Origin of the sequence: Mycobacterium sp. IS-2888 (assembly GCF_001954215.1) — a bacterium.
Classification (GTDB): Bacteria; Actinomycetota; Actinomycetes; order Mycobacteriales; family Mycobacteriaceae; genus Mycobacterium.
In genome coordinates, this window is the sequence record NZ_MBET01000065.1 from 29,597 (window position 1) to 54,375 (window position 24,779).

Annotated in this window: 23 protein-coding genes; 16 read left to right on the forward strand and 7 right to left on the reverse strand. The window is 67.5% G+C overall.

Features of this window, described 5'->3' with window-relative positions; translation table 11 throughout:
- Positions 1-3: 3 nt before the first annotated feature.
- A complete protein-coding gene (locus A5745_RS11040; protein WP_076116093.1) occupies positions 4-1,593 on the reverse strand; it encodes a PPE family protein in 1,590 nt (529 codons plus the stop codon).
- A gap of 85 nt (positions 1,594-1,678) precedes the next feature.
- A complete protein-coding gene (locus A5745_RS11045; RefSeq protein WP_076116053.1) occupies positions 1,679-2,569 on the reverse strand; it encodes an oxygenase MpaB family protein in 891 nt (296 codons plus the stop codon).
- 89 nt (positions 2,570-2,658) lie between these two features.
- Between A5745_RS11045 and A5745_RS11050 the strand changes: the two genes are divergently transcribed.
- Positions 2,659-3,357, forward strand: coding sequence for a TetR/AcrR family transcriptional regulator (locus A5745_RS11050; protein ID WP_083662887.1), 699 nt, complete (start codon positions 2,659-2,661; stop codon positions 3,355-3,357).
- On the opposite strand, the gene A5745_RS11055 is transcribed toward A5745_RS11050, so the two are convergent.
- Both A5745_RS11055 and A5745_RS11060 read right to left on the reverse strand, forming a co-directional pair.
- Positions 3,290-3,838, reverse strand: a complete 549-nt coding sequence (locus A5745_RS11055; RefSeq protein ID WP_076058378.1) for a hypothetical protein — start codon at positions 3,836-3,838, stop codon at positions 3,290-3,292. The genes A5745_RS11050 and A5745_RS11055 overlap by 68 nt on opposite strands.
- A 36-nt stretch (positions 3,839-3,874) precedes the next feature.
- A complete protein-coding gene (locus A5745_RS11060) occupies positions 3,875-4,456 on the reverse strand; it encodes a VOC family protein (protein WP_076058320.1) in 582 nt (193 codons plus the stop codon).
- A 91-nt stretch (positions 4,457-4,547) separates the two neighbouring features.
- On the opposite strand from A5745_RS11060, the gene A5745_RS11065 reads away from it, so the two are divergent.
- The 6 genes from A5745_RS11065 (at position 4,548) to A5745_RS11085 (ending at position 10,936) form a co-directional block, all read left to right on the forward strand.
- Positions 4,548-5,201 (forward strand): TetR/AcrR family transcriptional regulator, encoded by a 654-nt coding sequence (locus A5745_RS11065; protein WP_076116055.1) that lies wholly within the window; start codon positions 4,548-4,550, stop codon positions 5,199-5,201.
- Entirely contained in the window at positions 5,198-6,331 is a 1,134-nt protein-coding gene (locus tag A5745_RS11070) for an alpha/beta hydrolase (RefSeq protein ID WP_076058315.1), read from the forward strand. The genes A5745_RS11065 and A5745_RS11070 overlap by 4 nt, the downstream gene beginning before the upstream one ends.
- 7 nt (positions 6,332-6,338) lie before the next feature.
- Complete coding sequence (locus A5745_RS11075) at positions 6,339-7,289, forward strand: 2-hydroxyacid dehydrogenase (protein WP_076116056.1); 951 nt, start codon at positions 6,339-6,341, stop codon at positions 7,287-7,289.
- Between the two features lie 44 nt (positions 7,290-7,333).
- Positions 7,334-9,532, forward strand: coding sequence for an acyl-CoA dehydrogenase (locus A5745_RS11080; RefSeq protein WP_076116057.1), 2,199 nt, complete (start codon positions 7,334-7,336; stop codon positions 9,530-9,532).
- A gap of 404 nt (positions 9,533-9,936) precedes the next feature.
- Positions 9,937-10,143, forward strand: coding sequence for a hypothetical protein (locus A5745_RS24670; RefSeq protein WP_170874411.1), 207 nt, complete (start codon positions 9,937-9,939; stop codon positions 10,141-10,143).
- A gap of 451 nt (positions 10,144-10,594) precedes the next feature.
- Positions 10,595-10,936, forward strand: coding sequence for an ATPase (locus A5745_RS11085; RefSeq protein ID WP_076116058.1), 342 nt, complete (start codon positions 10,595-10,597; stop codon positions 10,934-10,936).
- Here the strand turns inward: A5745_RS11085 and fadD2 are convergent.
- On the reverse strand, positions 10,933-12,612 hold the full coding sequence (gene fadD2 / locus A5745_RS11090) for a long-chain-fatty-acid--CoA ligase FadD2 (protein ID WP_076116059.1): 1,680 nt from the start codon (positions 12,610-12,612) through the stop codon (positions 10,933-10,935). The two genes, A5745_RS11085 and fadD2, sit on opposite strands and share 4 nt — an antisense overlap.
- Positions 12,613-12,670: 58 nt before the next feature.
- On the opposite strand from fadD2, the gene A5745_RS11095 reads away from it, so the two are divergent.
- The 9 genes from A5745_RS11095 (at position 12,671) to A5745_RS11135 (ending at position 21,628) form a co-directional block, all read left to right on the forward strand.
- Entirely contained in the window at positions 12,671-13,963 is a 1,293-nt protein-coding gene (locus A5745_RS11095; RefSeq protein WP_076116060.1) for a DNA polymerase domain-containing protein, read from the forward strand.
- Positions 13,964-14,211: 248 nt separating this feature from the next.
- A complete protein-coding gene (locus tag A5745_RS11100) occupies positions 14,212-15,201 on the forward strand; it encodes an ABC transporter substrate-binding protein (RefSeq protein WP_076116061.1) in 990 nt (329 codons plus the stop codon).
- 99 nt (positions 15,202-15,300) lie between these two features.
- Entirely contained in the window at positions 15,301-15,975 is a 675-nt protein-coding gene (locus A5745_RS11105) for an allophanate hydrolase subunit 1 (RefSeq protein WP_076116062.1), read from the forward strand.
- 29 nt (positions 15,976-16,004) lie between these two features.
- Positions 16,005-16,919 carry a 5-oxoprolinase/urea amidolyase family protein gene (locus A5745_RS11110; RefSeq protein ID WP_254848548.1) on the forward strand — a complete coding sequence of 305 codons (915 nt, stop codon included), beginning with the start codon at positions 16,005-16,007 and terminating at the stop codon, positions 16,917-16,919.
- A 35-nt stretch (positions 16,920-16,954) separates the two neighbouring features.
- Positions 16,955-17,500 carry a GNAT family N-acetyltransferase gene (locus tag A5745_RS11115; protein WP_076116064.1) on the forward strand — a complete coding sequence of 182 codons (546 nt, stop codon included), beginning with the start codon at positions 16,955-16,957 and terminating at the stop codon, positions 17,498-17,500.
- A 262-nt stretch (positions 17,501-17,762) separates the two neighbouring features.
- Positions 17,763-19,160 (forward strand): NarK/NasA family nitrate transporter, encoded by a 1,398-nt coding sequence (locus A5745_RS11120; RefSeq protein WP_076116065.1) that lies wholly within the window; start codon positions 17,763-17,765, stop codon positions 19,158-19,160.
- Between the two features lie 77 nt (positions 19,161-19,237).
- Positions 19,238-20,383 carry a uroporphyrinogen-III synthase gene (locus A5745_RS11125; protein WP_076058300.1) on the forward strand — a complete coding sequence of 382 codons (1,146 nt, stop codon included), beginning with the start codon at positions 19,238-19,240 and terminating at the stop codon, positions 20,381-20,383.
- Positions 20,380-21,147 carry a sirohydrochlorin chelatase gene (locus A5745_RS11130; RefSeq protein ID WP_076116066.1) on the forward strand — a complete coding sequence of 256 codons (768 nt, stop codon included), beginning with the start codon at positions 20,380-20,382 and terminating at the stop codon, positions 21,145-21,147. Before A5745_RS11125 ends, A5745_RS11130 begins: the two co-directional genes overlap by 4 nt.
- A gap of 31 nt (positions 21,148-21,178) precedes the next feature.
- On the forward strand, positions 21,179-21,628 hold the full coding sequence (locus A5745_RS11135; RefSeq protein WP_076058296.1) for a hypothetical protein: 450 nt from the start codon (positions 21,179-21,181) through the stop codon (positions 21,626-21,628).
- 6 nt (positions 21,629-21,634) lie between these two features.
- Here the strand turns inward: A5745_RS11135 and nirD are convergent, their stop codons facing one another.
- Together nirD and nirB are read right to left on the reverse strand one after the other, a co-directional pair.
- The gene (gene nirD, locus A5745_RS11140; RefSeq protein WP_076058294.1) at positions 21,635-21,991 is read right to left on the reverse strand and encodes a nitrite reductase small subunit NirD; all 357 of its coding nucleotides are present in this window, start codon (positions 21,989-21,991) and stop codon (positions 21,635-21,637) included.
- Between the two features lie 13 nt (positions 21,992-22,004).
- The gene (gene nirB, locus A5745_RS11145; protein WP_076116067.1) at positions 22,005-24,572 is read right to left on the reverse strand and encodes a nitrite reductase large subunit NirB; all 2,568 of its coding nucleotides are present in this window, start codon (positions 24,570-24,572) and stop codon (positions 22,005-22,007) included.
- Positions 24,573-24,779 lie beyond the last annotated feature (207 nt).

Sequence of the window (24,779 nt, forward strand, 5' to 3'; positions counted from 1 at the left end):
ACACTACGCGGACGGGCCGTCACGGCCCGTCTCGTCGCCGCAGTCCCAGGTGCCCGGCACCATCGGCATCGTTGGGCCGCCATCGAATTCGTCACCGGCCAGGGTGGTCAAGCCCGCCGCCTCGGCGGCCGCTCGCTTAGGCGCGGTGCCGGCGAACCCCAGATTGCCGGCGCCCCGTTCCGACGCCGCGGTCGGCGGCGACGCATCCCAGTCCGGGTCGACGTCGATGTTCATGTCCATGAACTCGTCGCTGTGGCCACGCTGTCGCGACCGCTGCCGCCGCCGCGCCCGCGCCGCGTCGCGTGCCGCACTCGCTGCGGCCAACGCGGCGGCATCGGGCTCGGAGGCCTTCTTCTTGGCGCTGGAGCTGGCGCCGGCGCCGATTGCCGTGCCGAGTCCGATGCGGGGAGGCCCCACGACGTACGGAGGCACGAAAGCCGTCCCAGTTGCGGCCGGCGGCGCCGACGGTGGCGCGGCGCTGGGCACCGCGCTCGCTGTGGGAGCGGGCGCGGGCGCCGGGGCCGGCGCAGCCGCCGCGGCCGGCGCGGTCACGGGGCCCGATCCGTGCACGGGCACCAAGGCGGGCGGGGCCGCGACAAGTGCCGGGGCCGGCACGACCGCGGGCGCGGGTAGTGCGGCGAGCCCGGCGAGCCCCGCGAAACCGCCGAGGGCCCCAAAGGGCGCCGCCACGATGAGGGCGGGAACCACCAGCAATGCCGGCTGGCTGCCCAACCAGCTGGCGATCTGGGCGAGATGTGTCGGCCAGTCGAACATCTCCAGGGAGACCAGGTACTGAAACGCCAACGCCGGATTCGTCTGGAGGTAGACGAAGAACTGCTGAAAATTCTCGAAGAGCTCGAGGGCGCGGACGACCCAGTAGATCGGTTCTCCCGGATTCGTGTATTCGTCGTAGGGAATGCCATTCACCATCGCGTGGGCGGGGTCCCAATTGATCCCGAAGTTCTTCAGGATGTTGGCGATGAAGTCATCGATCGGGTTGTCGACGGTGGGGTCGGGGAAGGGGTTCTCCCCCGAATCCTGGGTCGAGGCATCGCTTTTCACGATCTGCGGCGCGGGCGCGGTTTGCGGCGTTGCGGCCAACGCCGCGCTGGACACTCCTTGATAGGTCGCCATCGTGGTGGCGGCCTCGACCCACATCCGCGCATAGTCGGCCTCGTTGACGGCGATGGGGATGGTGTTGATCCCGAAGAAGTTGGTGGCCACCAAGACTCCGTGGACGACGTGGTTGGCGGCTAGTTCGGCCAGGGTCGGCATGGCCGCCAGCGCGGCGGTGTAGGACGTCGCCGCCGTCTCATGCTGAGCGGCGGCCGCAGCGCTGTTCGCGCCGGCCTGGGTCAGCCACGCCAGATACGGGGCGTGCGCGGCCACGTAGGACTCGGCGCTGGGCCCGTCCCACGCACCGGCCTGCACGGCGGCCAACAACGTGGTGAGTTCCTGTGCCGCAGAAGCGTATTCGGCACTCAGCGAGTCCCACGCCGCCGCGGCCGCCAGCAGCGCCCCCGGACCGGGGCCACCGCTGAGCAGCGCGGAGTGCACCTCAGGCGGTAGGGCCATCCAAATCGGCGCGGTCACGGCCACCCCTCGGGCTGGAGAGTTTTACCTGACCGACCCGAGCTTAATGAAAATGATTGTCGTTATCAACCGGACGCGCTCGGTGTCAGACCAGCGGGCGCCCCGTCCTGATCCGGCGGTCGACGTCCCACAGCAGGACGTTGAACGGGAACCGTCGAATGAATCGCGGCAACAGCCGGTTGGCCGTCCGCAAGACCGCCATCAGTCGGTCGAACCGCCGCTGCCTGGCGGCATCCCACGGCAACCGCATCTCGTCGCGAAACCGCTGCGGCAAGAACCCCGTCGTGATCAGCAGCGCGAAGTCGTCCGACATGCGTTGCAGCGGACCCGGCAGCGCTACCCCGCGCATCCGGCCCGCGGCGATCGGGTACAGGTAGTCGCGCACCGCGTCGTCGATGTGCACCTTGGCCAGCGACTCCTGCCAGTACCGGTCGAAGGCGGCGCGATCCGGCGGCCACATCTCGGGCGGCACCTGCAACGTGGTGGCCAGCGACATGCCCTCGCGGTAGTGGCGGTCGGCATCTTCGCCGTCCAGCTCACCGATGAAGATGCGGTAGATATCGACCCCGCCCTTGTACAGACACGCCCCCACCCACAACTGCAAATCCACGTCGAAAGCGTTGTATTGCACCGGGCTTTCGGGCGTGGAGTACACCTGCGCATGGGCCCGGTTCACCGCGCGGCGAAAGGCCTCCTTCTGCGCATCGCTGCCCGCGGTGGCCACCGCGAGGTAGGTGAAGGTGGTGCGCGCTCGTTTGATGGGGTGCAGATCGACCCGGCCACTCTCGACGCGACTCTCCAGCACGCCGTAGCCGACGCCGGGTCGCGCCAGTTGCATGATCACGTTCGCCGGCCCAGCCAGCAGTGCCACGCCCATCAATCCCTCGTCGATCCCCAGCGACCGGACGCGCCGCCGCGGCCGCGGACGGGGCGGATCGGCGATCGCCCGCTCGACGTGGCGCTGGTGGACATGCATTGCCAAGGTGAACCTCCTGCGGCCGCCGCCGAGCTAAATGTGAGAACGCTTGTTTCCTGATATTGTCCCCACGCCGCGCCGATGTCAAGATCGTCTTCATGAGCGAGAGCGCACGGCCCTACGGCGGGGTGAAGGCCGCCGAACGGCTTGCGGCTCGCCGCGGCCGGCTATTGGCCGCCGGCCTGGACCTGCTGGGGGCGGAGCGGCAGGACGTCTCGGCCCTGACCGTGCGCGGCGTGTGCCGCCGGGCGGGCCTGGCCGCGCGGTACTTCTACGAAAGCTTCGCGGACAGGGACGAATTCGTCGGCCACGTCTTCGATTGGGTCGTCGCCGATCTGGCCGCCACCACGCAGGCCGCGGTCGCGGCGGTACCCGTGCACGAGCAGACGCGAGCGGGGATGGCCAATATCGTGCGGACTATCGCCGGTGATGCCCGCGTCGGGCGCCTGCTGTTCAGCACCCAGCGCGCCGATCCCGTGATCGTGCGCAAGCGCGCCGAGTCCACCGCGCTGTTCGCCATGCTGCTGGGCCAGCACGCCGGCGACGCCGAGCGGATGCCGGCAAACGACCGCATGAAGGCGGGGGCGCACTTCGCGGTCGGCGGCGCCGGCCAAACGATCAGCGCCTGGCTGGCCGGCGACGTCCGGCTCGAACCGGACCAGCTGGTCGATCAGCTGGCCTCGCTGCTCGACCGCCTCGCCGACCCAAACCTGTACGGCCTCAGGGAAACAGCGGCAGCTGCCAGAGCCGCATCCCGGGCTTCAGCAGCCAAAAACGCATCATCGTAAGCCGCACGACTCGCAGCGCGCCGGTGATCAAAAGGACCGCCACCGGCACCTCGATCCCCAGCGCCGTGATCACCGAGAGCCGCAGGTCGTTGGGTCCGGCGGTCAATAGGTCGAACCATGCGTCGCAGATCAGCAACACGCCGGCGGTGAACGCGGCAAGCACCAGCAGCTGGCGACGCAGGTATCCCAACACGGCCGTGGCCGCCATGAACACGACCAGCAAAATATCGAAACCCACCCAGGTGACCGGCCAGTTGTGCGCGACGTAGTTCTCCGGCAGCGTCATCGAGAGGTAGACGAGCCAGGGGATCATGGCGATCGAGCCACCGATCATGACGCCCAACCGGATACGCCGAATCCGGCTGATCAACTCCGGGTCAATCAACTCGCTCAAGGGTTGCTCAAGACGGGAGATCAGCTCCCGCCGCTGTGCGGGCGTCAACGCCGCGATCTGTTCGTCGGTCAAAACCCCGTCGGTAATCATGGGCGTCCCCCGGGTTGCGCACGGTCTTGCCAGTCAGCCTACGGCCTGGACCCGAGGTCGCCGGTCGGCCGCCGTCTTCGGCACCGCCTGAGCGTCGCCGTCGGTGAATTCCTTTACCCAGCAAGCGAATTCCAGCGTGATGCCGTCGGGATCCTGAAAGTAGAACGAGCGCACGTACACGCCGGGATGCACCGTCGCCGACACCTGCATCTCACTCTCGTCGTGGTTGAGCACCGGGCCCACACGCACGCCCTTGTCCTTGAGTCGTTGCCGGTAGGCGTCGAACTTCTCGGCCGGCACATGAAACGCCAGGTGGTTCATCGTGCTCACCGCGCTGGTGATGTCGCCGATGCCCGGGATGGCGCCCGGCGACGAGATGCCGGGCACCCGGTCGGCCGCGTCGGCGAACCAGAAAAAGGCGACGCAGTCGCCGTTGCCGGCGTCGAAGAAGAAGTGCTGCCCCTGACCACCCGGCAGATCGAGCGATTTGATCAGCGGCATGCCCAGGACGTTGCTGTAGAAGTCCACGGTGCGTGCCATGTCGGAGCACACCAGCGCGACGTGATTGATTCCGCCGAGCTCGAATTCCGTGTTGGTGTTGTGCGGCTTGATCATCTTGCGGCTCCCAATCGAGGTGCAGGCCCTGGCCAAGATTCAGATCTGAATCTAACATCAGATTCAGTTTTGCTCCAGGGAGGTGTGCCACGTGTTGACCGCGGCAGAGCCCAATCGCCGGCCAGGCCAGTCCCCCGACTTCCCGACGCACCGGGGCCGCCGCACCCAAGCGGCGATCGACGCGGCAGCCCGAACGGTCATCGCGCGCAAGGGCATTCTGGCCACGACCATCGCCGACATCGCGACGGAGGCGGGCCGTTCGGCGGCCTCGTTTTACAACTACTACGACTCCAAAGAGGCGATGGTCCGGCAGTGGGCCCTGCGCTTCCGCGACGAGGCCAACCAGCGTGCGCTGACGGTGACCCGGCACGGCCTGTCGCATCGCGAGCGGGCGTACGAGGCCGCCGCCGCGCACTGGCACACCTACCGCCACCGGCTGGCCGAGATGATCGGCGTGTCCCAGCTGGCGATGGTCAACGACGACTTCGCCCAGTACTGGGCCGAAATATGTGCGATTCCAATCTCTTTCATCACCGAGACGGTGCGACGGGCCCAGGCCGAGGGATACTGCGCGGAAGATGACCCGCGGCTCATCGCCGAGGCGATCGTGGCGATGTTCAACCAGTTCTGCTACATCCAGCTCAGTGGGGCACGCTCCGGCGAGCCCGACGATCGGGCCTGCATCCAGACGCTTGCCAACATCTACTACCGGGCCATCTACTCCCCAGGAGAGCCGCTGAAGTGACTCGTCATACTCCTGCAGCTGGCGTTATCCGTGAGTTCGTCGGGCTGCCGTCTCCCACCGCGGGACGCGCCGGCGCGGGTGGCCATCCGTGCCAGGGCCTGTACCACCGCGCGGTCGGGCGCAAGCCGAAGGTGGCGATGATCGCCACGCATTACCAGATCGACTTCTCCGAGCACTATCTCGCCGACTACATCGCGACCCGCGGCGTCGGGTTTCTCGGCTGGAACACCAGATTCCGGGGTTTCGAAAGCAGCTTTCTGCTCGACCACGCCCTGGTCGACATCGGCGTCGGGGTCCGCTGGCTGCGCGAAGTCCAGGGCGTGGATACCGTTGTGCTGCTGGGCAATTCCGGCGGCGGCTCCTTGATGGCCGCGTATCAGTCCCAGGCCGTCGAACCCAACGTGACCCCGCTCGAGGGGATGCGTCCGGCGGCCGGGCTCGGCGAGTTGATTCCCGCCGACGGCTACGTGGCCACCGCCGCCCATCCCGGGCGTCCCGAGGTGCTGACGGCGTGGATGGACGCCGCCGTCGTCGACGAGAACGATCCCGTCGCCACCGATCCCGAGCTCGACCTGTTCGACGAGGCGAACGGTCCGCCGTACTCGCCGGAGTTCCTGGCCCGCTATCGTGCGGCGCAGACCGCGCGCAACCATGCCATTACCGACTGGGCCGAGATGGAACTCAAACGCGTTCGCGCCGCGGGGTTTTCCGATCGACCGTTCACCGTCATGCGAACCTGGGCCGATCCCCGCATGGTCGATCCGAGCATCGAGCCCACCAAGCGCCAGCCGAATCTGTGTTACGCCGGCATCCCGGCCAAGGCCAACCGCTCCGCACACGGCATCGCCGCGGCCTGCACGCTGCGCAACTGGCTGGGCATGTGGAGTCTGCGGGTCGCGCAAACCCGTGCCGAGCCGCATCTGGCCCGCATCTCCTGCCCGGCCCTGGTGATCAACGCCGACGCCGACACCGGCGTCTTTCCGTCGGATGCCCAGCGCATCTACGACGGGCTCGCCGCCACCGACAAGACCCAATGCTCGATCGACACCGACCACTACTTCAGCACCCCGGGCGCGCGCACCGAGCAGGCCGATACCATCGCCAAGTGGATATCCAAGCGGTGGCGCTAAGAATCTCGTGAGAGTACTGGCCCATTTTGTCCCCGGCGACAAGGTCCTTAATTTTGTTGCGCCCGAAGCGGATTGGCTGGACATTCGTTGGTGTGCCGACGATGACGACACCGCCTTCTACCGGGAGCTGCCGGACGCGCAGGTGATCTGGCATGTGCTGCGGCCCCTGTCGGGCGCCGACCTGCGGCGCGCGCCACGCCTGCGGTTGGTGCACAAACTCGGCGCCGGAGTCAACACCATCGACGTGGAAACCGCGACGAAATGCGGTATCGCAGTGGCCAATATGCCCGGTGCTAACGCACCGTCGGTGGCCGAGGGCACGGTGTTGCTGATGCTGGCCGCCTTGCGCAGGCTCCCGACGCTGGATCGTGCGGTGCGCCGCGGCTGCGGCTGGCCGGCCGATCCCGAACTCGGCGAGACCGTACGCGATATCGGCGGCTGCACCGTCGGCCTGGTCGGCTACGGCAACATCGCCAAGCGTGTCGGCGACATCGTCACCGCCATGGGCGCCACCGTGCTGCACACCAGCACCCGCGACGACGGGCGGCCCGGTTGGCGGCGGCTGCCCGAATTGCTGGCAGCCAGCGACATCGTCTCGCTGCACCTACCGTTGCGCGCCGACACCGTCCATCTGCTCGACCGGGACGCGCTGGCCCGGATGAAACCGGATGCGGTACTGGTCAACACGTCACGCGGAGCCGTCGTCGACGAAGACGCGCTCGTCGACGCGCTGCGCGGCGGCCGGCTGGCCGCGGCGGGCCTGGACGTTTTCGACGCCGAGCCGGTCGCCCCCGACAATCCCCTGCTGGGCCTGGACAATGTAGTGCTGACGCCGCACGTCACCTGGTACACGGCCGACACCATGCGGCGGTATCTGGTCGAGGCCGTTGCCAACTGCCGCCGGCTGCGCGACGGGCTTCCGCTGGCCAATGTGGTCAACCAACCCACCGGTTGTTAGCTTGGAAGGCGCTGGCCGAAACACAGAGTGTGGGAAGGCGACCAATGCCGATCGCGATAACTCCTGAGCATCAAGACCTGGCCGATTCGGTGCGATCCCTGGTGGCGCGCGTCGCGCCGTCGGAGGTGCTGCACGCGGCCATGGAAACACCCATCGAGAACCCGCCGCCCTACTGGCGCGCGGCGGCCGAACAGGGCCTGCAGGGGGTTCATCTGGCGGAGTCCGTCGGCGGACAGGGATTCGGCATCCTCGAGCTGGCCATCGTGCTTGCCGAGTTCGGCTACGGCGCGGTACCCGGACCGTTCGCGCCGTCGGCGATCGCCAGCGCGCTGATCGCCGCGCACGACCCGGAGGCAAAGGTGCTCGCCGACCTCGCGTCCGGCACGGCCATCGCCGCCTACGCGCTGGATTCCGGCCTGACCGCCACCAGGCAGGGTGACGCGCTGGTGATCCGCGGTGAAGCGCACGCCGTGCCCGCGGCGGCGCAGGCATCGGTGCTGGTGCTTCCGGTGGCGATCGACAGCGGTGACGAGTGGGTGGTGCTGCGCGCCGACCAGCTGGAAATCGAGCCGGTGAAAAGCGTTGACCCACTGCGCCCGATCGCGCATGTGCGGGCCAACGCTGTCGAGGTCGGCGATGACACGGTGTTGAGCAGCCTGACCATGGCGACCGCGCACGCGCTGATGACCACGCTGCTGTCCGCGGAGGCGATCGGCGTGGCGCGCTGGGCCACGGACACCGCCTCGCAATACGCCAAGATCCGCGAACAGTTCGGCAGGCCGATCGGCCAGTTCCAGGCCATCAAGCACAAGTGCGCGGAGATGATCGCCGACACCGAGCGAGCGACCGCCGCGGTGTGGGATGCCGCGCGCGCCATCGACGAGGCTAGCCAAAATGATTGGGACACAGCAGGTTCCGGAGTCGAGTTCGCCGCCGCCGTGGCGGCGACGCTGGCTCCGGCGGCCGCCCTGCGCTGCACACAGGACTGCATCCAGGTGCACGGGGGCATCGGGTTCACCTGGGAGCACGACACGAACGTGTACTACCGCCGGGCGGTGATCCTCGCCGCGTCGTTCGGACGCCGATCGGAGTACCCGCAAAGGGTGGTCGACACCGCGACCACCACGGGGATGCGTGCGGTGGACATCGACCTGGACCCCGATACCGAAAAGCTGCGGTCCGAAATCCGGGCCGAGGTGGCGGCGCTCAAGGCGATGGACCGCGAGCCCCGCAAGGTCGCGATCGCCGAGGGCGGGTGGGTGCTGCCCTACCTGCCCAAACCGTGGGGCCGGGCGTCGAGCCCGGTCGAGCAGATCATCATCGCCCAGGAGTTCACCACCGGACGGGTCAAACGGCCGCAGGTCGGCATCGCCGCCTGGATCATTCCGTCGATCGTCGCGTTCGGAACCGAAGAGCAGAAACAACGCTTCCTGCCACCCACCTTCCGCGCCGAAATGGTCTGGTGCCAACTGTTTTCCGAGCCGGGCGCCGGGTCGGATCTGGCCGGGCTGACCACCAAGGCGACGCGGGCCGACGGCGGGTGGCGCATCACCGGACAGAAGATCTGGACCACCTACGCGCAGTACTCGCACTGGGGCGCGCTGCTGGCGCGGACGGATCCGTCGGCGCCGAAGCACAACGGCATCACGTACTTCCTGCTCGACATGAAAAGCGAAGGTGTCACGGTCAAGCCGCTGCGCGAGCTCACCGGCAACGCGATGTTCAACACCGTCTACATCGACGACGTGTTCGTCCCGGACGAGTGCGTGCTCGGTGACGTCAACCGGGGCTGGGAGGTCAGCCGCAACACACTGACGGCGGAGCGGGTATCGATCGGCAGCAGCGACGCGAATTTCCTTGCCACCCTGCCGGAATTCGTCGAGTTCGTCCGCGACGGCCAGTTCGACCAGGTCGCGCAACACCGGGCCGGGCAATTGATCGCCGAAGGTCACGCCGCCAAGGTGCTGAACCTCCGCTCGACGCTGTTGACGCTGGCCGGCGGCGACGCCATGCCGTCGGCGGCGATCTCAAAGCTGCTGTCGATGCGCACCGGCCAGGGCTACGCCGAATTCGCGGTGTCCTCCTTCGGCACCGACGCCGCGATCGGCGACCCCGACCAGTTGGCGGGCAAGTGGGACGAGTACCTGCTGGCCAGCCGCGCCACGACCATTTACGGGGGCACGTCGGAGGTGCAACTCAACATCATCGCCGAGCGGCTCCTGGGCCTGCCCCGCGACCCGTAAAAGAATCCATGCCGACCCGAGGCCGGTCTCGGGTCGGCATGGATGCCTTTGGGTGGGGGGTCATGCCGGCCTCGCGGTGGTAGGCCGGCATGACGTTCCCCCCTCAGCGCGGGCGGGTCAACCTAAACGCTCGGCAGGACAAGGCTGACCGCGCCACACGAAGCTAGCGGCTTGGCTCACCACCACCAGTTCCACCAGTGCTCAGCGGGCCCCCACCAGTGCCCGGGAGCCCAGAAGCCGCGACCTGGCGGGATGTTGCCCCAACCGTTACCGGGGTGACCCCACCATCCGACATCGGGACCGTGCCAAACCGGGCCGGGAACCCAACCGGGGCCTTTACCCCAACCGGGACCAGGTCCGTGACCCCAACCGGGGCCGGGGCCAGGACCATGGCCTCCGCCGCCATGGCCACCTCCGCCCCCGCCGGGGCGGTCCGGGATCACGCCGGGACTAAGGGGTGCGCCGCCATGCGGCCCGACGGTGTCGAAGCTCGTCGCTGGAGTGGGCGCTGGCGCGGCTTGCGCCGCGGGAACGCCGCCGACGAGCATGGCTCCGGCGAGCGCGCCGGCGCCTACCGCGCTTGCGGCGGCGTTACGCATGGATCGCAGTGAAATCATTTTTCCGACCTCCCTCCACGATCCGTCCAATCTGATACGTAACAAGACTACCCCAGAAATTCTCAGGCAAACAACAGTTAATTAACACATTCGTGGAAGGATATGCCTGGACGACGTATTTAAGGACATCTCGAAATACTGAGATCAGTAGATTTCTTTTCAACATAAGACTAGGTAAGAGCCCATCTACTGAGGTACTGAGGTACTTATTTCCGACTTTACGTGACTCATGAATTGCGTAGTCAATCAATTGCGGCAGGTAGGCCGACGAGAATCACATAGCAAATTCTAAAATTACATTCTGCGGTGAATGCGGCAGCCGCCCCCCGGCCGGCCGGCGGCGTCTGTGGCTCGCGGCGCGACTCGGGGCGACTTTAGTGACAGAATCGGTAGCAGACACCTACTGATTTACTGACTTGTACCCCACGAAGGGACGGCCGCCGCAGTGAGCTTCAACCCCAGCCGCACACCGGGCACGCCGCCCGATGACGCGACGACGACCGAGCGCCTCACGAGCTTCCGGCAACCGCGTCCCCCACGAATCGGCTCAACCCCTCAGCCACGCGACACAGGCGACCGACCGATCCGCCTCCAGCGGACGCGGCGAACCGTGGATCTACCGGCGGCCACCCACCGGGCGCTCGACATTTGGCAACGGGACGCGGCCGACCGCATCGGGGTCGCGAGGGTAACCGGACAAGAGGTCCTCACCGCGCTGATCGACCGGCTACTGGCAGATCCCAAACTCGGGGCCGAGATCACCCGCGCCATCCAAGATCGGCGCTAGTCGATCTCCATCTCGCGCAGCTCGCGCTTGAGCACCTTGCCCGTCGGGTTGCGCGGCAGCTCGTCGAGGAAGACAACCTCCCGCGGCACCTTGTAGCGGGCCAGGTGGTCGCGCACGTAGTGCTTGACGGTGTCCTCGTCGAGGTCGGCGTCCTCCTTCTTGACGACAAAGGCGCGCAACCGGTGACCCCAGTCCTTGTCCTCGACCCCGATGGCCGTCGCCTCCACGACGTCCGGATGCCCGCTGATCAGATCCTCCACCTCAGCCGGGAAGACGTTCTCACCACCAGAGACGATCATCTCGTCGTCGCGACCGCTGACGTACAGCAGGCCGTGCTCGTCGAAGTAGCCGACATCGCCGGACGACATCAGGCCGTCGATGATCTGCTTGTGGCCGCCACCGGTGTAGCCCTCGAACGGGAAGGCGTTGCCGACGAAGATCCGCCCGACTTCGCCCTGCGGCTTCTCCTTGCCGTTGTCGTCGAGGATCTTGACCTTGACGCCCTTGACCACCGGTCCGACCGTCGCCGCATTCTTTTCCAGGTCCTTGGGACCGGCGATCGTGGCGAACGCGATTTCGGTCGAGCCGTACATGTTGTAGATGACCGGGCCGAAGTCTTTGAGGGCCCGGCTGGCCAGCTCGGCGCCCAGCTGCGACCCGGAGATGAAGATGATCTTCAGGCTGGACAGATCGGGCTTCTTGTCCATCTTCTCGATCGCGTCCAGCAGTCGCGACAGCATCACCGGCACCACGACCATCGCGGTCGCCTTGTGCTTCTCGATGTCCTCCAGCACCAGCGGCGGCTTGAACTTGCGCCGCAGCACCAGCGTCGACCCGAGGAACATCGCGATGGTGCCGTGCAGAAAACCCAGTGCGTGGAACATCGGCGCCGGCAGCGAGGTCACCTCGCCGGCCTTGAACGGAACGTGCGACAGGATGCCGCCGATTGGCGCCAGCGTCGGCGGGGTGCTGCGGTTCGCGCCCTTGGGCGTGCCGGTGGTTCCGCTGGTCAGGATGATGATCGACGCGTGCTTGGACGCCTTCGGGGCGGGTGAGTTGTCGCCGCGCTCGATCAGGTCGGCCAGCGTCTCGTCCTTGCTGCCCGACGGTTCGTCGGCGTCGGGGTTGGAACCGAGGGCGCGCAGGAAGCCCAGTTCCGGCTCCGCCTTGCTCACGGCCTTGGTGTACTCGTCGTCGTAGATGATCAGCTTGGCGCCCTCGCGCTCCGACACCTCCTTGATCTGCGGGCCGGAGAACTCGCTGTTGAGCAGGATGATGCGGGCCCCGACCCGGGCGGCACCGAAGTAGGCGATCAGGAACCAGCGGGTGTTGCGGGCCAGGATGGCGACGCCGTCGCCGCCCTTGATCCCCTTCTCAAGCAGCCCGTTGGCCACCGCGTGCGCGGCCTCGTCGAGCTCGCGGTAGGTGAATTCGCCCTCCTCGTCGATGCAGGCCGCGCGGTCGGGATGACGCCTGGCGTTGAGCGAGGGCAGCATGCCGAACTCGCCCCACTTGTAGATATCCGCGGCCATCGCGGCGTAGTTCTGCGGTGGCTCGATCCGGAAGGCACCGGATTCGAAGATCTTGCGCACGTAATGCAGTTCGGCCGAGCCCCGCTCGAGGTACTGCTGGATCTTGGAGACCGCCTGGCCGGGCAGGCCGATGAGGTTAGGCATGACTTCACCCTATGTGACGCAGGTCGCAATGGGCCGGGAAAATTTTCCCGGAATTACCATGAACCCCATGACCGCTCCGGTGTCACTGGACGTGGCCGGGCGCGAGGTCACCATTACTCATCCGGGCAAAGTGGTCTTCCCCGGCGGCGACGGCGTGGGCGGCTACACGAAGCTGGACCTGGTCCGCTACTACCTTTCCGTCGCCGACGGGGCGCTGCGCGGCGTCGCCGGCCGACCGATGATTCTGAAACGCTTCGTCAAGGGGATCTCGCAAGAGGCGGTGTTCCAGAAGCGTGCGCCCAAGAACAGGCCCGACTGGGTGGACGTCGCCGAGCTGCGCTACGCGTCGGGCACCTCCGCCGAGGAGGCCGTCATCCACGACCCGGCCGGGCTGGCGTGGGTGATCAATCTGGGCTGCGTGGACCTCAACCCGCATCCGGTGCAAGCCATCGACCTCGATCACCCCGACGAATTGCGGGTCGACCTGGACCCGATGCCCGGGGTGTCCTGGCAGCGGATCGTCGATGTCGCGCTGGTGGCCCGCGAGGTGCTGGAGGACTACGGCCTGACGGCGTGGCCGAAGACGTCCGGGTCGCGCGGCTTTCACATCTACGCGCGCATCGCGCCCCGCTGGGGCTTCCGTCAGGTGCGGCTGGCCGCGCAGACCGTGGCCCGCGAGGTGGAGCGGCGGGCGCCCGAGGCGGCGACGAGCCGCTGGTGGAAGGAGGAGCGCGAGGGCGTCTTCGTCGACTTCAACCAGAACGCCAAGGACCGCACGGTCGCGTCGGCCTACTCCGTGCGGGCCACCGCCGATGCCCGGGTGTCGACGCCACTGCATTGGGACGAGGTCGCCAACTGCAAGCCCGAGGCGTTCACCATCGCCACCGTGCCGGACCGGTTAGCAGACCTGGGTGATCCGTGGGCGGGCATGGACGACGCCGTTGGCGACCTGGATCGGCTGCTGATGCTGGCCGAGGAGCTGGGGCCCGCGGAGCGCGCACCGAAGGGATCGGGATCGCGCGGCGACGGCAGGCGTCAGTCCTCGAAGCCGCTCATCGAGATCGCCCGCACCAAAACCCGGGACGAGGCGATGGCCGCGCTGGACACCTGGCGCGGCCGCTACCCCGCCGTCGCCGACCGGCTACACCCGGCCGACGTTCTGGTCGACGGGATGCGCGGGCCGAGCTCGATCTGGTACCGGATCCGGATCAACCTGCAGCACGTGCCGGTCGACCAGCGCCCGCCGCAGGAAGAGCTGATCGCCGACTACTCCCCTTGGGAGGGCTACACGCCGCCGGCTTCCAGACGGGGCGTCGCGGATGCGGGACGATCGCCGCATGCAGGCGACTGAGCCGCCCCTGGGTCTGCGGGAGCGCACGAAAGTGATCAGCCGCCGAATCGGCTGGCCCGCAAGCGATTTCGAGGTCTGTTCGTCGGTGCGGTGACCGGCGCCATGATGGCCGCCTTCGACAATGTGCCGCTGACGGCCGAAACGGTCTATCGGGCCATGGACTTCGTGGATGCCGGCATGCCGCTGGGCTGAGCGGCGAAACCGCGCGGCGACGCAGGTGAGAGGGCGAAACGCGATACTCTCACGCGATGGAGAATCGGCGAGGATTCTTGCGGCTCGCCGGGGCCGCCGCGGCGGTCGGGGTGGCCGCAGTCTCGCCGGGTTGCTCGTCACCCAAGCCGGCGCCGGGTTCCGCTCCCCGCGGATCGGTGACGGTCAGTCACCTGTTCGGCCAGACCGTCGTCAAAGAGCCACCCAAGCGCGTCGTCAGCGCCGGCTACACCGAACAAGACGACCTGCTCGCGGTGGGCGTGGTGCCCATCGCGGTCACCAATTGGTTCGGCGACCAACCGTTCGCCGTGTGGCCGTGGGCCCAGCCCAAACTCGGCGCCGCGCATCCGGTGGTGCTCAACCTCGACAACGGGATTCCGGTCGACCAGATCGCCGGGCTGAAGCCCGATTTGATCGTGGCCGTCAACGCCGGAGTGGACGCCGACACCTATCAGAAGCTGTCGGCGATCGCCCCGACCATCGCGCAATCGGACGGCGACGCGTTCTTCGAGCCGTGGAAGGAGCAGGCCACCGCGATCGGGCAGGCGGTGTTCCAGGCCGACCAGATGAGGTCATTGATCGACGCCGTCGACAAACAGTTCGTCGCGGTCGCCCAGAAGAATCCGCAGTGGCAGGCCAAGAAGGCATTGTTGATGCAGGGCACGCTTTTTCAGGGCACGGTGGTCGCGACCACGGCGGGCTGGCGCACGGACTTCCTCAACCAGATGGGCCTCGTGATCGCCGACAGCATCAAACCGTTCGACACCGATCATCGCGCCGTCATCCCGCGCGACCAGATCAAGACGGTGCTCAATTCCGCGGACGTGGTGATCTGGACGACCGAGAGTCCGGACGACCAAAAGGCGATACTCGCCGACCCCGACGTGGCGGCCTCGCAGGCGACCGCGCAGAGCCGCCACATTTTCACCACCAAGGACCAGGCCGGGGCGATCGCGTTTTCCTCGCCGCTGAGCTACCCGTTGGTCGCCGACCAACTGCCCCCGCAGATCAGCAAGATCCTGGGTTAGATTCCACTGTTTGAGCGTTTGCTAAGGCACCTCTGGCAGTGCTCGAAAATCCCCGGGCATTCCCTCGACCTGCCCGGATTCCGAGGTTACCGTCGAGTAATGAGCGTGACTGACCTCAGCAGCGGCCTATCCCGGGGCCTGCCGACGGAGCTGGTCGGCAACACCGTACTCGACTACGGCGACCGAGCTCTGATGGTGCAATGTGGCAGCACCGCAGAGGTATTGGCGTGGGCCGACGCGTTGCGCGGCGCGGCGCTGCCCGGCGTGGTCGACATCGTCCCGGCCGCGCGCACCGTGCTGGTGAAGCTCGACGGCCCGCGCAACCAAGGGATCATCCGGCGGCGCTTGCGCAAGATGCCGGTCACCGCCACCGAGACCGCGCCCGCGGATCGCCGCGCCGACGTGGTGATCGACGTCGTCTATGACGGCCCGGACCTCGCGGAGGTCGCCAGCCACACCGGGCTGTCCACCGCACAGGTGATCAACGCCCACACCTCCACGCTCTGGCGGGTCGGATTCAGTGGATTCGCACCGGGTTTCGCGTACCTGGTGGACGGCGATCCACGCCTGCGGGTGCCGCGCCGCTCCGAGCCGCGGACCTCGGTGCCGGCCGGGTCGGTCGCCCTTGCCGGCGAATTCAGCGCGATATATCCACGCCAGTCGCCCGGCGGCTGGCAACTGATCGGCCACACCGACGCGGTGCTGTGGGACCTCGAGCGGCCCAATCCGGCGTTGCTGACGCAGGGCATGTGGGTCCAGTTCCGCGCGGCATGACCAGGGAGGGCGCCGTGACAAATCCAGACATCCAGCTCGAAATCCTGCGCACCGGACCACTCGCCGTCGTCCAGGACCTCGGCCGCGCCGGGTTGGCCCACCTCGGCGTCGGACGCTCCGGGGCCGCCGACCGCGGCTCGCACAGACTGGCCAACCGGCTGGTCGCCAACCCCGACGACCGCGCCACCGTGGAGGTGACGTTCGGGGGATTCTGCGCCCGGGTCCGCGGCGGCGACGTCGACATCGCGGTGACAGGCGCCGACACCAACCCCACCGTCGACGGAATCACGTTCGGCACCAACAGCATTCAGCATGTCCGCGACGGCCAAGTGATCTCCCTTGGCCCACCGCGAGCGGGACTGCGGACCTATCTGGCGGTGCGCGGCGGCATCTGTGTCGAGCCGGTGCTGGGCTCGCGCAGCTATGACGTGATGTCCGCGATCGGCCCGTCGCCCCTCGCGGCTGGAGACCGGCTGCCGGTCGGCGAGCACACCGACGACTACCCCGAACTCGACCAGGCGCCCGTGGCGGCCATTACCCGGCATCTGGTGGAACTGCAGGTGGTGCCCGGGCCGCGCGACGACTGGTTCGCCGATCCCGACGCACTGGTGCATACGATCTGGATGGCCTCGGACCGCAGCGACCGGGTGGGGATGCGCTTGGAGGGCCGCCCGCTGCAATATCGCTACCCGGATCGCCAGCTGCCCAGCGAGGGCGCGACTCGTGGCGCAATTCAGGTGCCGCCCAACGGTTTACCGGTGATCCTGGGACCCGATCACCCGGTCACCGGCGGGTACCCCGTCGTCGGCGTGGTGATCGATGAGGACGTCGACAAGGTCGCCCAGGTGCGGCCCGGCCAATACGTGCGCTTCCACTGGGCACGGCCCCGCATTCCGGTTGGTGCCGAGGCGCACGCGAACGAGGTGGGCTTGCAGTTCTCGTAGTACACAGCTATCGACAAGGCTGGTAGACAAGGGGTGTGACCGCCCAGGTCCACACCGCTCGCCTGGTCCATACCGCCGATCTCGACGTCGAGACTCGGCAAGACGTCTGCCAGATGGTCACCACCGCCTTCGCCGGCGACTTCACCGAAAACGATTGGGAGCACGCGCTGGGCGGCATGCACGCCCTGATCTGGCGGCACGGCGCGATCATCGCGCACGCCGCGGTGGTCCAGCGCCGATTGCTCTACCGCGGAACCGCGCTGCGCTGCGGCTACGTCGAGGGCGTCGCGGTGCGGGAGGACTGCCGCGGGCAGGGCCTGGTGCACGCGCTGCTGGACGGCGTCGAGCAAGTGGTGCGCGGGGCGTACCAAGTGGGGGCTCTCAGTTCGTCGACCCGGGCGCGCGGGCTCTACGCTGCACGCGGCTGGTTGCCGTGGCGCGGCCCCACGTCGGTACTGGCCCCGACCGGCCCGACCCGCACGCCCGAGGACGACGAGACGATATTCGTGCTGCCGGTGGGAATCAGTCTGGACACCTCCGCGGACCTGATGTGCGATTGGCGCGCGGGAGACGTGTGGTAAGCGCTATGGGGCGAAAGCCCGTATAGCACACAATGTATTGAACCTCACACCGGATTCCACAGCGGAGCCGCGCCATAGAACATTCGCGAATCCGGTTGTCCTTCAGCGATTTACCAGACAACTGGGATTCAACTGACAGGCGATTTCGGCGGAATCGAGTTGACGGCTTTCGGTCGCGAATGTGAGCATCGAAACCTGCGGCGCAAGACGCGGCCGCCTTACCGCGCCAACCCAAATCCCGTCCACGAAAGGCGAATACCGCATGGGCCGCAGCCACCGCATCACGGACTGGGATCCCGAAGACACCGCGGCCTGGGAGGCGGGCGAGAACAAAATCGCCCGCCGCAATCTGTTGTGCACGATGGCGGGTGACCACGCCGCGTTTTCCATCTGGTCACTCTGGTCGGTGATGGCGCTGTTCATGCCCGCATCCGTCTATGGCTTTTCCGCGGGCGACAAGCTGCTGCTCGGTGCGGTTGCAACACTGGTCGGAGGCTGCGCTCGCATCCCGTACACCCTGGGCATCGCGGCCTTTGGTGGCCGCAACTGGACGACCTTTTCGGCTCTCGTGCTGCTGATCCCCACCGTCGGCACCATCGTGCTGCTGGCCAATCCCGGCCTGCCGCTGTGGCCCTATGTCGTGTGCGCCGCGCTGACCGGACTGGGTGGCGGCAACTACGCGGCCTCGCTGGCCAACGTCAACGCCTTCTACCCCCAGCGCCTCAAGGGCGCCGCTCTGGCGATCAACGCCGGCGTCGGCAACCTCGGCGTCGCCGTGATCCAACTGGTCGGCCTGCTGGTGCTCGCCACGGCCGGTCACCAAGCGCCGTACATCGTGTGCGCGGTCTATCTGGTACTGCTCGCGATCGTCGGCATCGCGGCCGCGCTGTGGATGGACAACCTCGACCACGGCATCGAGGTGCACACGATGCGCTCGGTCCTCTTCGAACGCGACACCTATGTGATCTCGCTGCTCTACATCTGCACCTTCGGCTCCTGGATCGGGTTCGCCTTCGCCTTCGGCCAGGTGCTGCAGGTCAACTTCGTGGCCGGCGGCGAAAGCGCCGCGCAGGCATCGCTGCACGCCGCGCAGATCGCTTTCGTCGGACCGCTGCTGGGATCGCTGGCGCGGATCTACGGCGGGAGGCTGGCCGACCGGCTCGGCGGCAGCCGCGTCACCCTCGGCGTCCTCGCCGGCATGATCCTGGGCGCCGGGTTGCTGGTCACCATCAGCACGCTCGACGACCGCGGTGGCCGCGGCGGTCCGTTCGCGATGATCGGCTACGTCATCGGCTTCGTCGTGCTGTTCATCCTGTCGGGCATGGGTAACGGCTCGGTGTTCAAGATGATCCCGTCGGTCTTCGAGGCGCGCAGCCGCTCGCTCGACGCCGGCGAGGCGCAACGCCGGCACTGGTCGCGCGCGATGTCGGGATCGTTGATCGGCTGGTGCGCCGCGGTCGGCGCCCTCGGCGGCGTCGGGATCAACTTGGCGCTGCGCGAGTCCTACCTGCGCAGCGGCACCGAAACGTCGGCATACTGGTTGTTCCTCGCGTCCTATGTGGTGGCCGCGATCCTGACGTGGACCACGTATGTTCGCCGGCCGGTCACCGCGCAAAGCGTCGCGGGACCGGCGCTCGACGCCGAGCCGGCTCGGGTGTGATCGTGGTCGCAACGAGGGCAATGCGTCAGCAATTGTGCGGTAACGCGGCGGAAACGTCCTAGGCATACACAGTTGATATGGCCCAGCAGTCCTCTGCGCCACTAATCGGTTATCGGATCGCGGTGACTTCCGCGCGCCGCGCCGAGGAGCTGTCCGCGCTACTGCGCCGCAACGGCGCCGAGGTCTTCAGCGCGCCCGCGATCAACATGATCGCGCTGCCCGATGACGATGAATTGCACGGCAACACCGAGGCGTTGATCGCCAAGCCACCCGACATTCTCGTCGCGCATACCGGCATCGGCATGCGGGGCTGGCTGGCCGCTGCCGAGGGGTGGGGGCTGGGCCATCAGCTCGTCGCGGCGCTGGAGTCGGCCCGAATCGTGGCCCGCGGACCGAAGGCGACCGGCGCGCTGCGCGCCGCCGGCCTGCACGAGGAATGGTCGCCGAAATCCGAATCCTCCACCGAGTTGCTGAAATACCTGCTCGAAACCGATGTCTCCGGTATGCGGGTGGCGGTCCAACTCCACGGCGCCGCCGACGCCTGGGATCCGTTCCCGGAATTCGTCGGCGGATTGCGTTCGGCGGGTGCGGAAGTGGTGCCCATCCGGGTGTACCGGTGGAAATCGACACCGCTGGGCGGTGAGTTCGACCAGCTGGTCACCGAGCTCGCGCGACGGCAATTCGACGCCGTCGCCTTCACGTCCGCACCGGCCGCGGCGGCGGTTCTGGAACGCAGCCGCGACTTGGACATCGAGGACCAACTACTGAAGGCCCTGCGCACCGGCGTGCACGCTATGTGCGTGGGCCCGGTGACCTCCCAGCCGCTGATCCGGCAGGGCGTCCCGACGTCGTCCCCCGAGCGAATGCGGTTGGGGGCCTTGGCCCGCCACATCGCCGAAGAGCTGCCCCTGCTGGGCGCGTGCAACGTGAAGGCCGCCGGTCACCGCGTCGACATCCGGGGCACCTGCGCTCTGGTGGACGGTTCGGTCAAATCGCTGTCGGGGTCCGGGATGGCGATCCTTCGGGCGCTGGCGCGACGGCCCGGTGACGTCGTCGCCCGAGATGACCTGCTGCGGGTGCTGCCCGGCAACAGCAACGACCCGCACGCCGTCGACACGGCGGTGCTGCGGCTGCGGACGGCCTTGGGCGACAGGAACATCGTCGCGACGGTGGTCAAGCGCGGCTACCGGCTGGCCGTCGACGAACGGGCGGGGTGGTCATGAACCTGATACTGACCGCGCATGGCACCCGCGCCCCGGGGGGCGTCGCAATGATCGGAGACCTTGCGGCGCAAGTGAGTACGCTGCTGGACCGGACGGTGCAGGTGGCATTCGTCGACGTGTTGGGGCCCACGCCCAGCGAGGTGCTGTCGCAGGCCTCAGATGGGCAGTGCGAGCGCCGCGCCATTGTGGTCCCGGCGTTCTTGTCTCGCGGATATCACGTCCGCACCGATCTGCCCGCCCACGTAGCGGCCAGCGGACATTCGAACGTCATCGTCACCCCGGCACTGGGTCCGAGCGGCGAGATCGCGCGGATAGTCTTCTACCAATTGATGCAATCGGGTTGGCGCCCCGGCGATTCGGTGATCCTCGGTGCGGCGGGCACCTCCGATCACCGGGCGCGCGCGGACCTGCACACCACCGCGACGTTGTTGTCGGCGCTCACCGGATCACGGGTGAGCCTGGGCTTCGCGGCCGCCGGCGGTCCCTATGTGCACGAAGCGGTCGAGCACGCTCGCCGCGACGGCGCCCGCCGGGTCGCGGTCGCCTCCTACCTGTTGGCCGACGGGCTGTTTCAGCAACGGCTGCGCGATTGCGGCGCCGACATCGTCAGCCGACCGCTCGGCACCCATCCGGGCCTGGCGCGGTTGATCGCAAACCGATTCCGTAGGGCCGTGCCGCACCCGACCCAGCGGCCGCGGCTGAGGTCGAAACCCGTGGAGCACAAAGCCTTGCACGCAAGGCGCGCCGAGGCTCGCAACGCTTGATCTTTGCTCGCCGACGGGTGATCCTGGCACCATGTCCCGTCGCGAAGAGCCATCGCGTGGGCTCCTTGACCCGGTCGCCAAGATGCTGCGTTTGCCGTTCGGCACACCGGAGTTCATCGATCGAATAGTCACCGGCGGCGCCAATCAGGTGGGCCGGCGAACGCTGCACATGTTGATCACCACGTGGGATGCCGCCGGCGGCGGCCCCTTCGCTGCGAGTGCGGTCGCGTCGACCGGCATGGCCAAGACCGCCGAAATCGTCCAAGGCATGTTCATCGGCCCGGTTTTCGGACCGCTGCTGAAAATTCTGGGCGCCGACAAGGTCGCCGTGCGGGCGTCGCTGTGCGCCTCTCAGCTGGTCGGCCTGGGCATCCTGCGCTACGGCGTCCGATCCGAGCCGCTGCACTCGATGTCGGTGGACGCGCTCGTCGACGCGATCGGGCCGACGATGCAACGCTACCTGGTCGGGGATATCGACTAGCCGCGATTACGTGTCGACGCGCGCGATCTCGATGAGGCGATCGGTCGTGACGCGCACCGGGTACACCGGAACCGAGACCTCCGGGTCGTCCAGGCAAATGCCGTCGTCGAGCGCGAAAGCCTGCTTGAGGATGGGGGATTGGACGGTGGCGCGACCGCCGCGGTCCCCGACGATGCCGCGCGAGATCACCGCCGCGCCGGAGAACGGGTCGACGTTTCCGACCGCGTGCACCGATCCGTCGTCCAGCCGGAACAGCGCCACCTGCGAGCCGTCGTCGAGCAGCACGCCGACACCGCGACCCGGAATGAGGTGGTCGTAGGCGCAGGCGATGGTCCACACCTGAATGTCGTTGAGAAGTGTCATGATTCCTCCCTCGTCACCCGCGGACCCGCGGCATCCCAATAGGCACAGGTACTTTGCGACCGGCGCGCTCGGTGAACGCCACCGTCGAGTCGACGGCATCCGGGGCATTGACGAAGGACACGAACCGCGACATCTTGTCCGGGTCCTCCAGCACGCCCTTCCATTCGCACTTGTAGTTCTGCACGTGTCGCGCCATCGCGGCCTCGAATTCCTCGGCCAGGCCCAGCGAGTCGTCGCAGACGACCTCGCGCACGTGATCGAGCCCGCCTTCGAGCGATTCGACCCAGGGCGCGGTGCGCTGCAGCCGGTCGGCGGTGCGGATGTAGTACATCAAGAACCGGTCGATGTAGCGGACCAGCGTCTCGGTGTCGAGGTCGCTGGCCAGCAGCTGCGCATGCCTGGGAGTCATGCCGCCGTTGCCGGCGACGTAGAGGTTCCACCCCTGCTCGGTCGCGATGACGCCGACGTCCTTGCTGCGCGCCTCGGCACACTCCCGCGCGCAACCCGAGACGCCGAGCTTGATCTTGTGCGGTGCCCGCAGACCCCGGTAGCGCAGCTCGAGGTCGATGGCCAGCTGCACCGAGTCCTGCTGCCCGTAACGGCACCAGTCGCTGCCCACGCAACTCTTCACCGTGCGCAACGCCTTCCCGTAGGCATGGCCGGATTCCATGCCGCCGTCGACCAATCGCTTCCAGATCTGCGGCAGCTGATCCACCCGGGCGCCGAACAAATCGATGCGCTGCCCGCCGGTGATCTTGGTGTAGAGCCCGAAGTCCTGGGCGATCTGCCCGATCAGGATCAGATGCTCGGGCTTGATGTCGCCGCCGGGGACCCGCGGCACCACCGAGTAGCTGCCGTTCTTCTGAATGTTGGCCAGGAAGTGGTCGTTGGAATCCTGCAGCGATGCTTGCTCGCCGTCGAGGATGTGGTCGGAGCCGGTCGAAGCGAGGATGGATGCGACCGCGGGCTTGCAGATGTCGCAACCCTTTCCGCGGCCGAAGCGCTCCAGCAGGCCCGAGAAGGTCCTGATCTCGGTGGCGGAAATGATCTCGAAAAGTTCGGCCCGCGACTGGCTGAAGTGTTCGCACAGCGCCTTGGACTGTTCCACGCCCTCGGCTTCCAACAGCTGCTTGAGCAGCGGCACGCACGACCCGCACGAGGTGCCGGCGGCGGTGCACGACTTCAGCGAGGGAACATCGGCGCAGCCGTCCGCGATCGCGCACTTCAGATCGCCCTTGGTGACGTTGTTGCACGAGCAGATCTGCGCCGCGTCCGGAAGCGCCCCAACCCCCAAAGTCGAAGCGCCCCCGGCGGATTGCGCCGGCGCGATCAGCGCGAGCGGATCACCGGGCAGCTCGCTGCCGACCATCGGCCGCAGCACCCCGTACGACGAGGCATCGCCCACCAGCACCCCACCCAGCAGGGTCTTGGCATCGTCGGAGAGCACCAGCTTGGCGTACGTCTGGTTCACCGCGTCGTTGATGGCGACCTCGAGGCAATTCTCGGTCGTACCCATCGCGTCCCCGAAGCTGGCGACGTCGACACCCAGCAGCTTGAGCTTCGTCGACAGGTCCGCATCGGGAAACTCCGCGGCGCCGTCCAGCAGCCGGTCCACCACAACCTCGGCGGAGGTGTAGCCGGGGCCCACCAGGCCGTAGCAGCGCCCCTCGATCGCGGCGACCTCACCGATGGCGTATATGTTGGGATCGCTTGTACGACAAGATAAATCGGTCATTACGCCGCCCCGGTCGGCGATCGTCAGCCCGGCCGCCCGGGCCAACTCGTCGCGCGGCCGGATGCCGGCCGCGAAGATCACCAGGCCAGCATCGATGACGTCGCCGTCGCTCAGGCGTACCCGCACGGAGGTCGAGCCGTCCGGATGCTCGATGTTTTCGATCGAGTCGGTGCCCGTGCCGACGTGCACCGCGATCCCGAGCTCGGTGATCATCCGGGCCAGCAGCGCGCCACCGGCCTCGTCGATCTGTTGCGCCATCAGTCGCGGCATCATCTCGATGACGTGTGTCTGCAACCCGAACTGGCGCAGCGCATTTGCGGCCTCGAGTCCCAGCAGGCCGCCGCCGATCACAACGCCCGCCAGGTTGTGAGCGCTGTCACGGGCGCGCTCGGCGCCGGCGCGGATGGCGTCGAGGTCGTCGAGAGTGCGGTAGACGTGGCACGCGGGCAGGTCGTGACCCGGCACCGGCGGCACGAAGGCGAACGAGCCGGTGGCCAGCACCAGGGCGTCGTAGCTGTGCCGTTGGCCGCCCGCGGTGATCACCGACTTTGTCGCCCGGTCGATTTCGGTGACGCGAGTGTTCAGCAACAGGCGCACCCGCTCGTCGCCGGCGTAGTCGTTACCGGGCAGGGCCAGCAGGGCGCGGTCCCAGCTTTCGGTGTACGAAGTCAGGCCGACACGGTCGTAGGCCGCATCGCCCTCCTCGGCCAAAACCGTAACCCGCCAAGACCCGTCGGCGTCGCGGGCACGGAGCGCCTCGACGAAACGGTGCCCCACCATGCCGTGCCCCACCACGATTATGTGGCGGGCGGCACAGTGTGCGGACGGAGTTCCGGCGGAAGCCATGCCAAGAGAGTAGAAGCGAGAAATTAAGGAAACGTCGCCCAATGTGACACTCGTATGACGGCCACCTCACCACCTCACACGGGCGGCTGTGAATGTGTTCTCGCACGGCGAACGGCCAGGTGGAACTTTAGCGTCATCGACTCATGTTTGTACTAGTAGCCGGCCGGCAAGGCGCCGGTCACAGCAAACTCACAACAGAGCTCAAGG

Bases quoted from the DNA above. Each gene is read 5' to 3' on its own strand.
- A5745_RS11045 (WP_076116053.1), bottom strand. From the start codon at position 2,569: ATGCATGTCCACCAGCGCCACGTCGAGCGGGCGATCGCCGATCCGCCC.
- A5745_RS11060 (WP_076058320.1), bottom strand. From the start codon at position 4,456: ATGATCAAGCCGCACAACACCAACACGGAATTCGAGCTCGGCGGAATC.
- A5745_RS11080 (WP_076116057.1), top strand. From the start codon at position 7,334: ATGCCGATCGCGATAACTCCTGAGCATCAAGACCTGGCCGATTCGGTG.
- A5745_RS24670 (WP_170874411.1), top strand. From the start codon at position 9,937: ATGGCCACCTCCGCCCCCGCCGGGGCGGTCCGGGATCACGCCGGGACT.
- fadD2 (WP_076116059.1), bottom strand. From the start codon at position 12,612: ATGCCTAACCTCATCGGCCTGCCCGGCCAGGCGGTCTCCAAGATCCAG.
- A5745_RS11095 (WP_076116060.1), top strand. From the start codon at position 12,671: ATGAACCCCATGACCGCTCCGGTGTCACTGGACGTGGCCGGGCGCGAG.
- A5745_RS11100 (WP_076116061.1), top strand. From the start codon at position 14,212: ATGGAGAATCGGCGAGGATTCTTGCGGCTCGCCGGGGCCGCCGCGGCG.
- A5745_RS11105 (WP_076116062.1), top strand. From the start codon at position 15,301: ATGAGCGTGACTGACCTCAGCAGCGGCCTATCCCGGGGCCTGCCGACG.
- A5745_RS11120 (WP_076116065.1), top strand. From the start codon at position 17,763: ATGGGCCGCAGCCACCGCATCACGGACTGGGATCCCGAAGACACCGCG.
- A5745_RS11125 (WP_076058300.1), top strand. From the start codon at position 19,238: ATGGCCCAGCAGTCCTCTGCGCCACTAATCGGTTATCGGATCGCGGTG.
- A5745_RS11130 (WP_076116066.1), top strand. From the start codon at position 20,380: ATGAACCTGATACTGACCGCGCATGGCACCCGCGCCCCGGGGGGCGTC.
- A5745_RS11135 (WP_076058296.1), top strand. From the start codon at position 21,179: ATGTCCCGTCGCGAAGAGCCATCGCGTGGGCTCCTTGACCCGGTCGCC.
- nirD (WP_076058294.1), bottom strand. From the start codon at position 21,991: ATGACACTTCTCAACGACATTCAGGTGTGGACCATCGCCTGCGCCTAC.
- nirB (WP_076116067.1), bottom strand. From the start codon at position 24,572: ATGGCTTCCGCCGGAACTCCGTCCGCACACTGTGCCGCCCGCCACATA.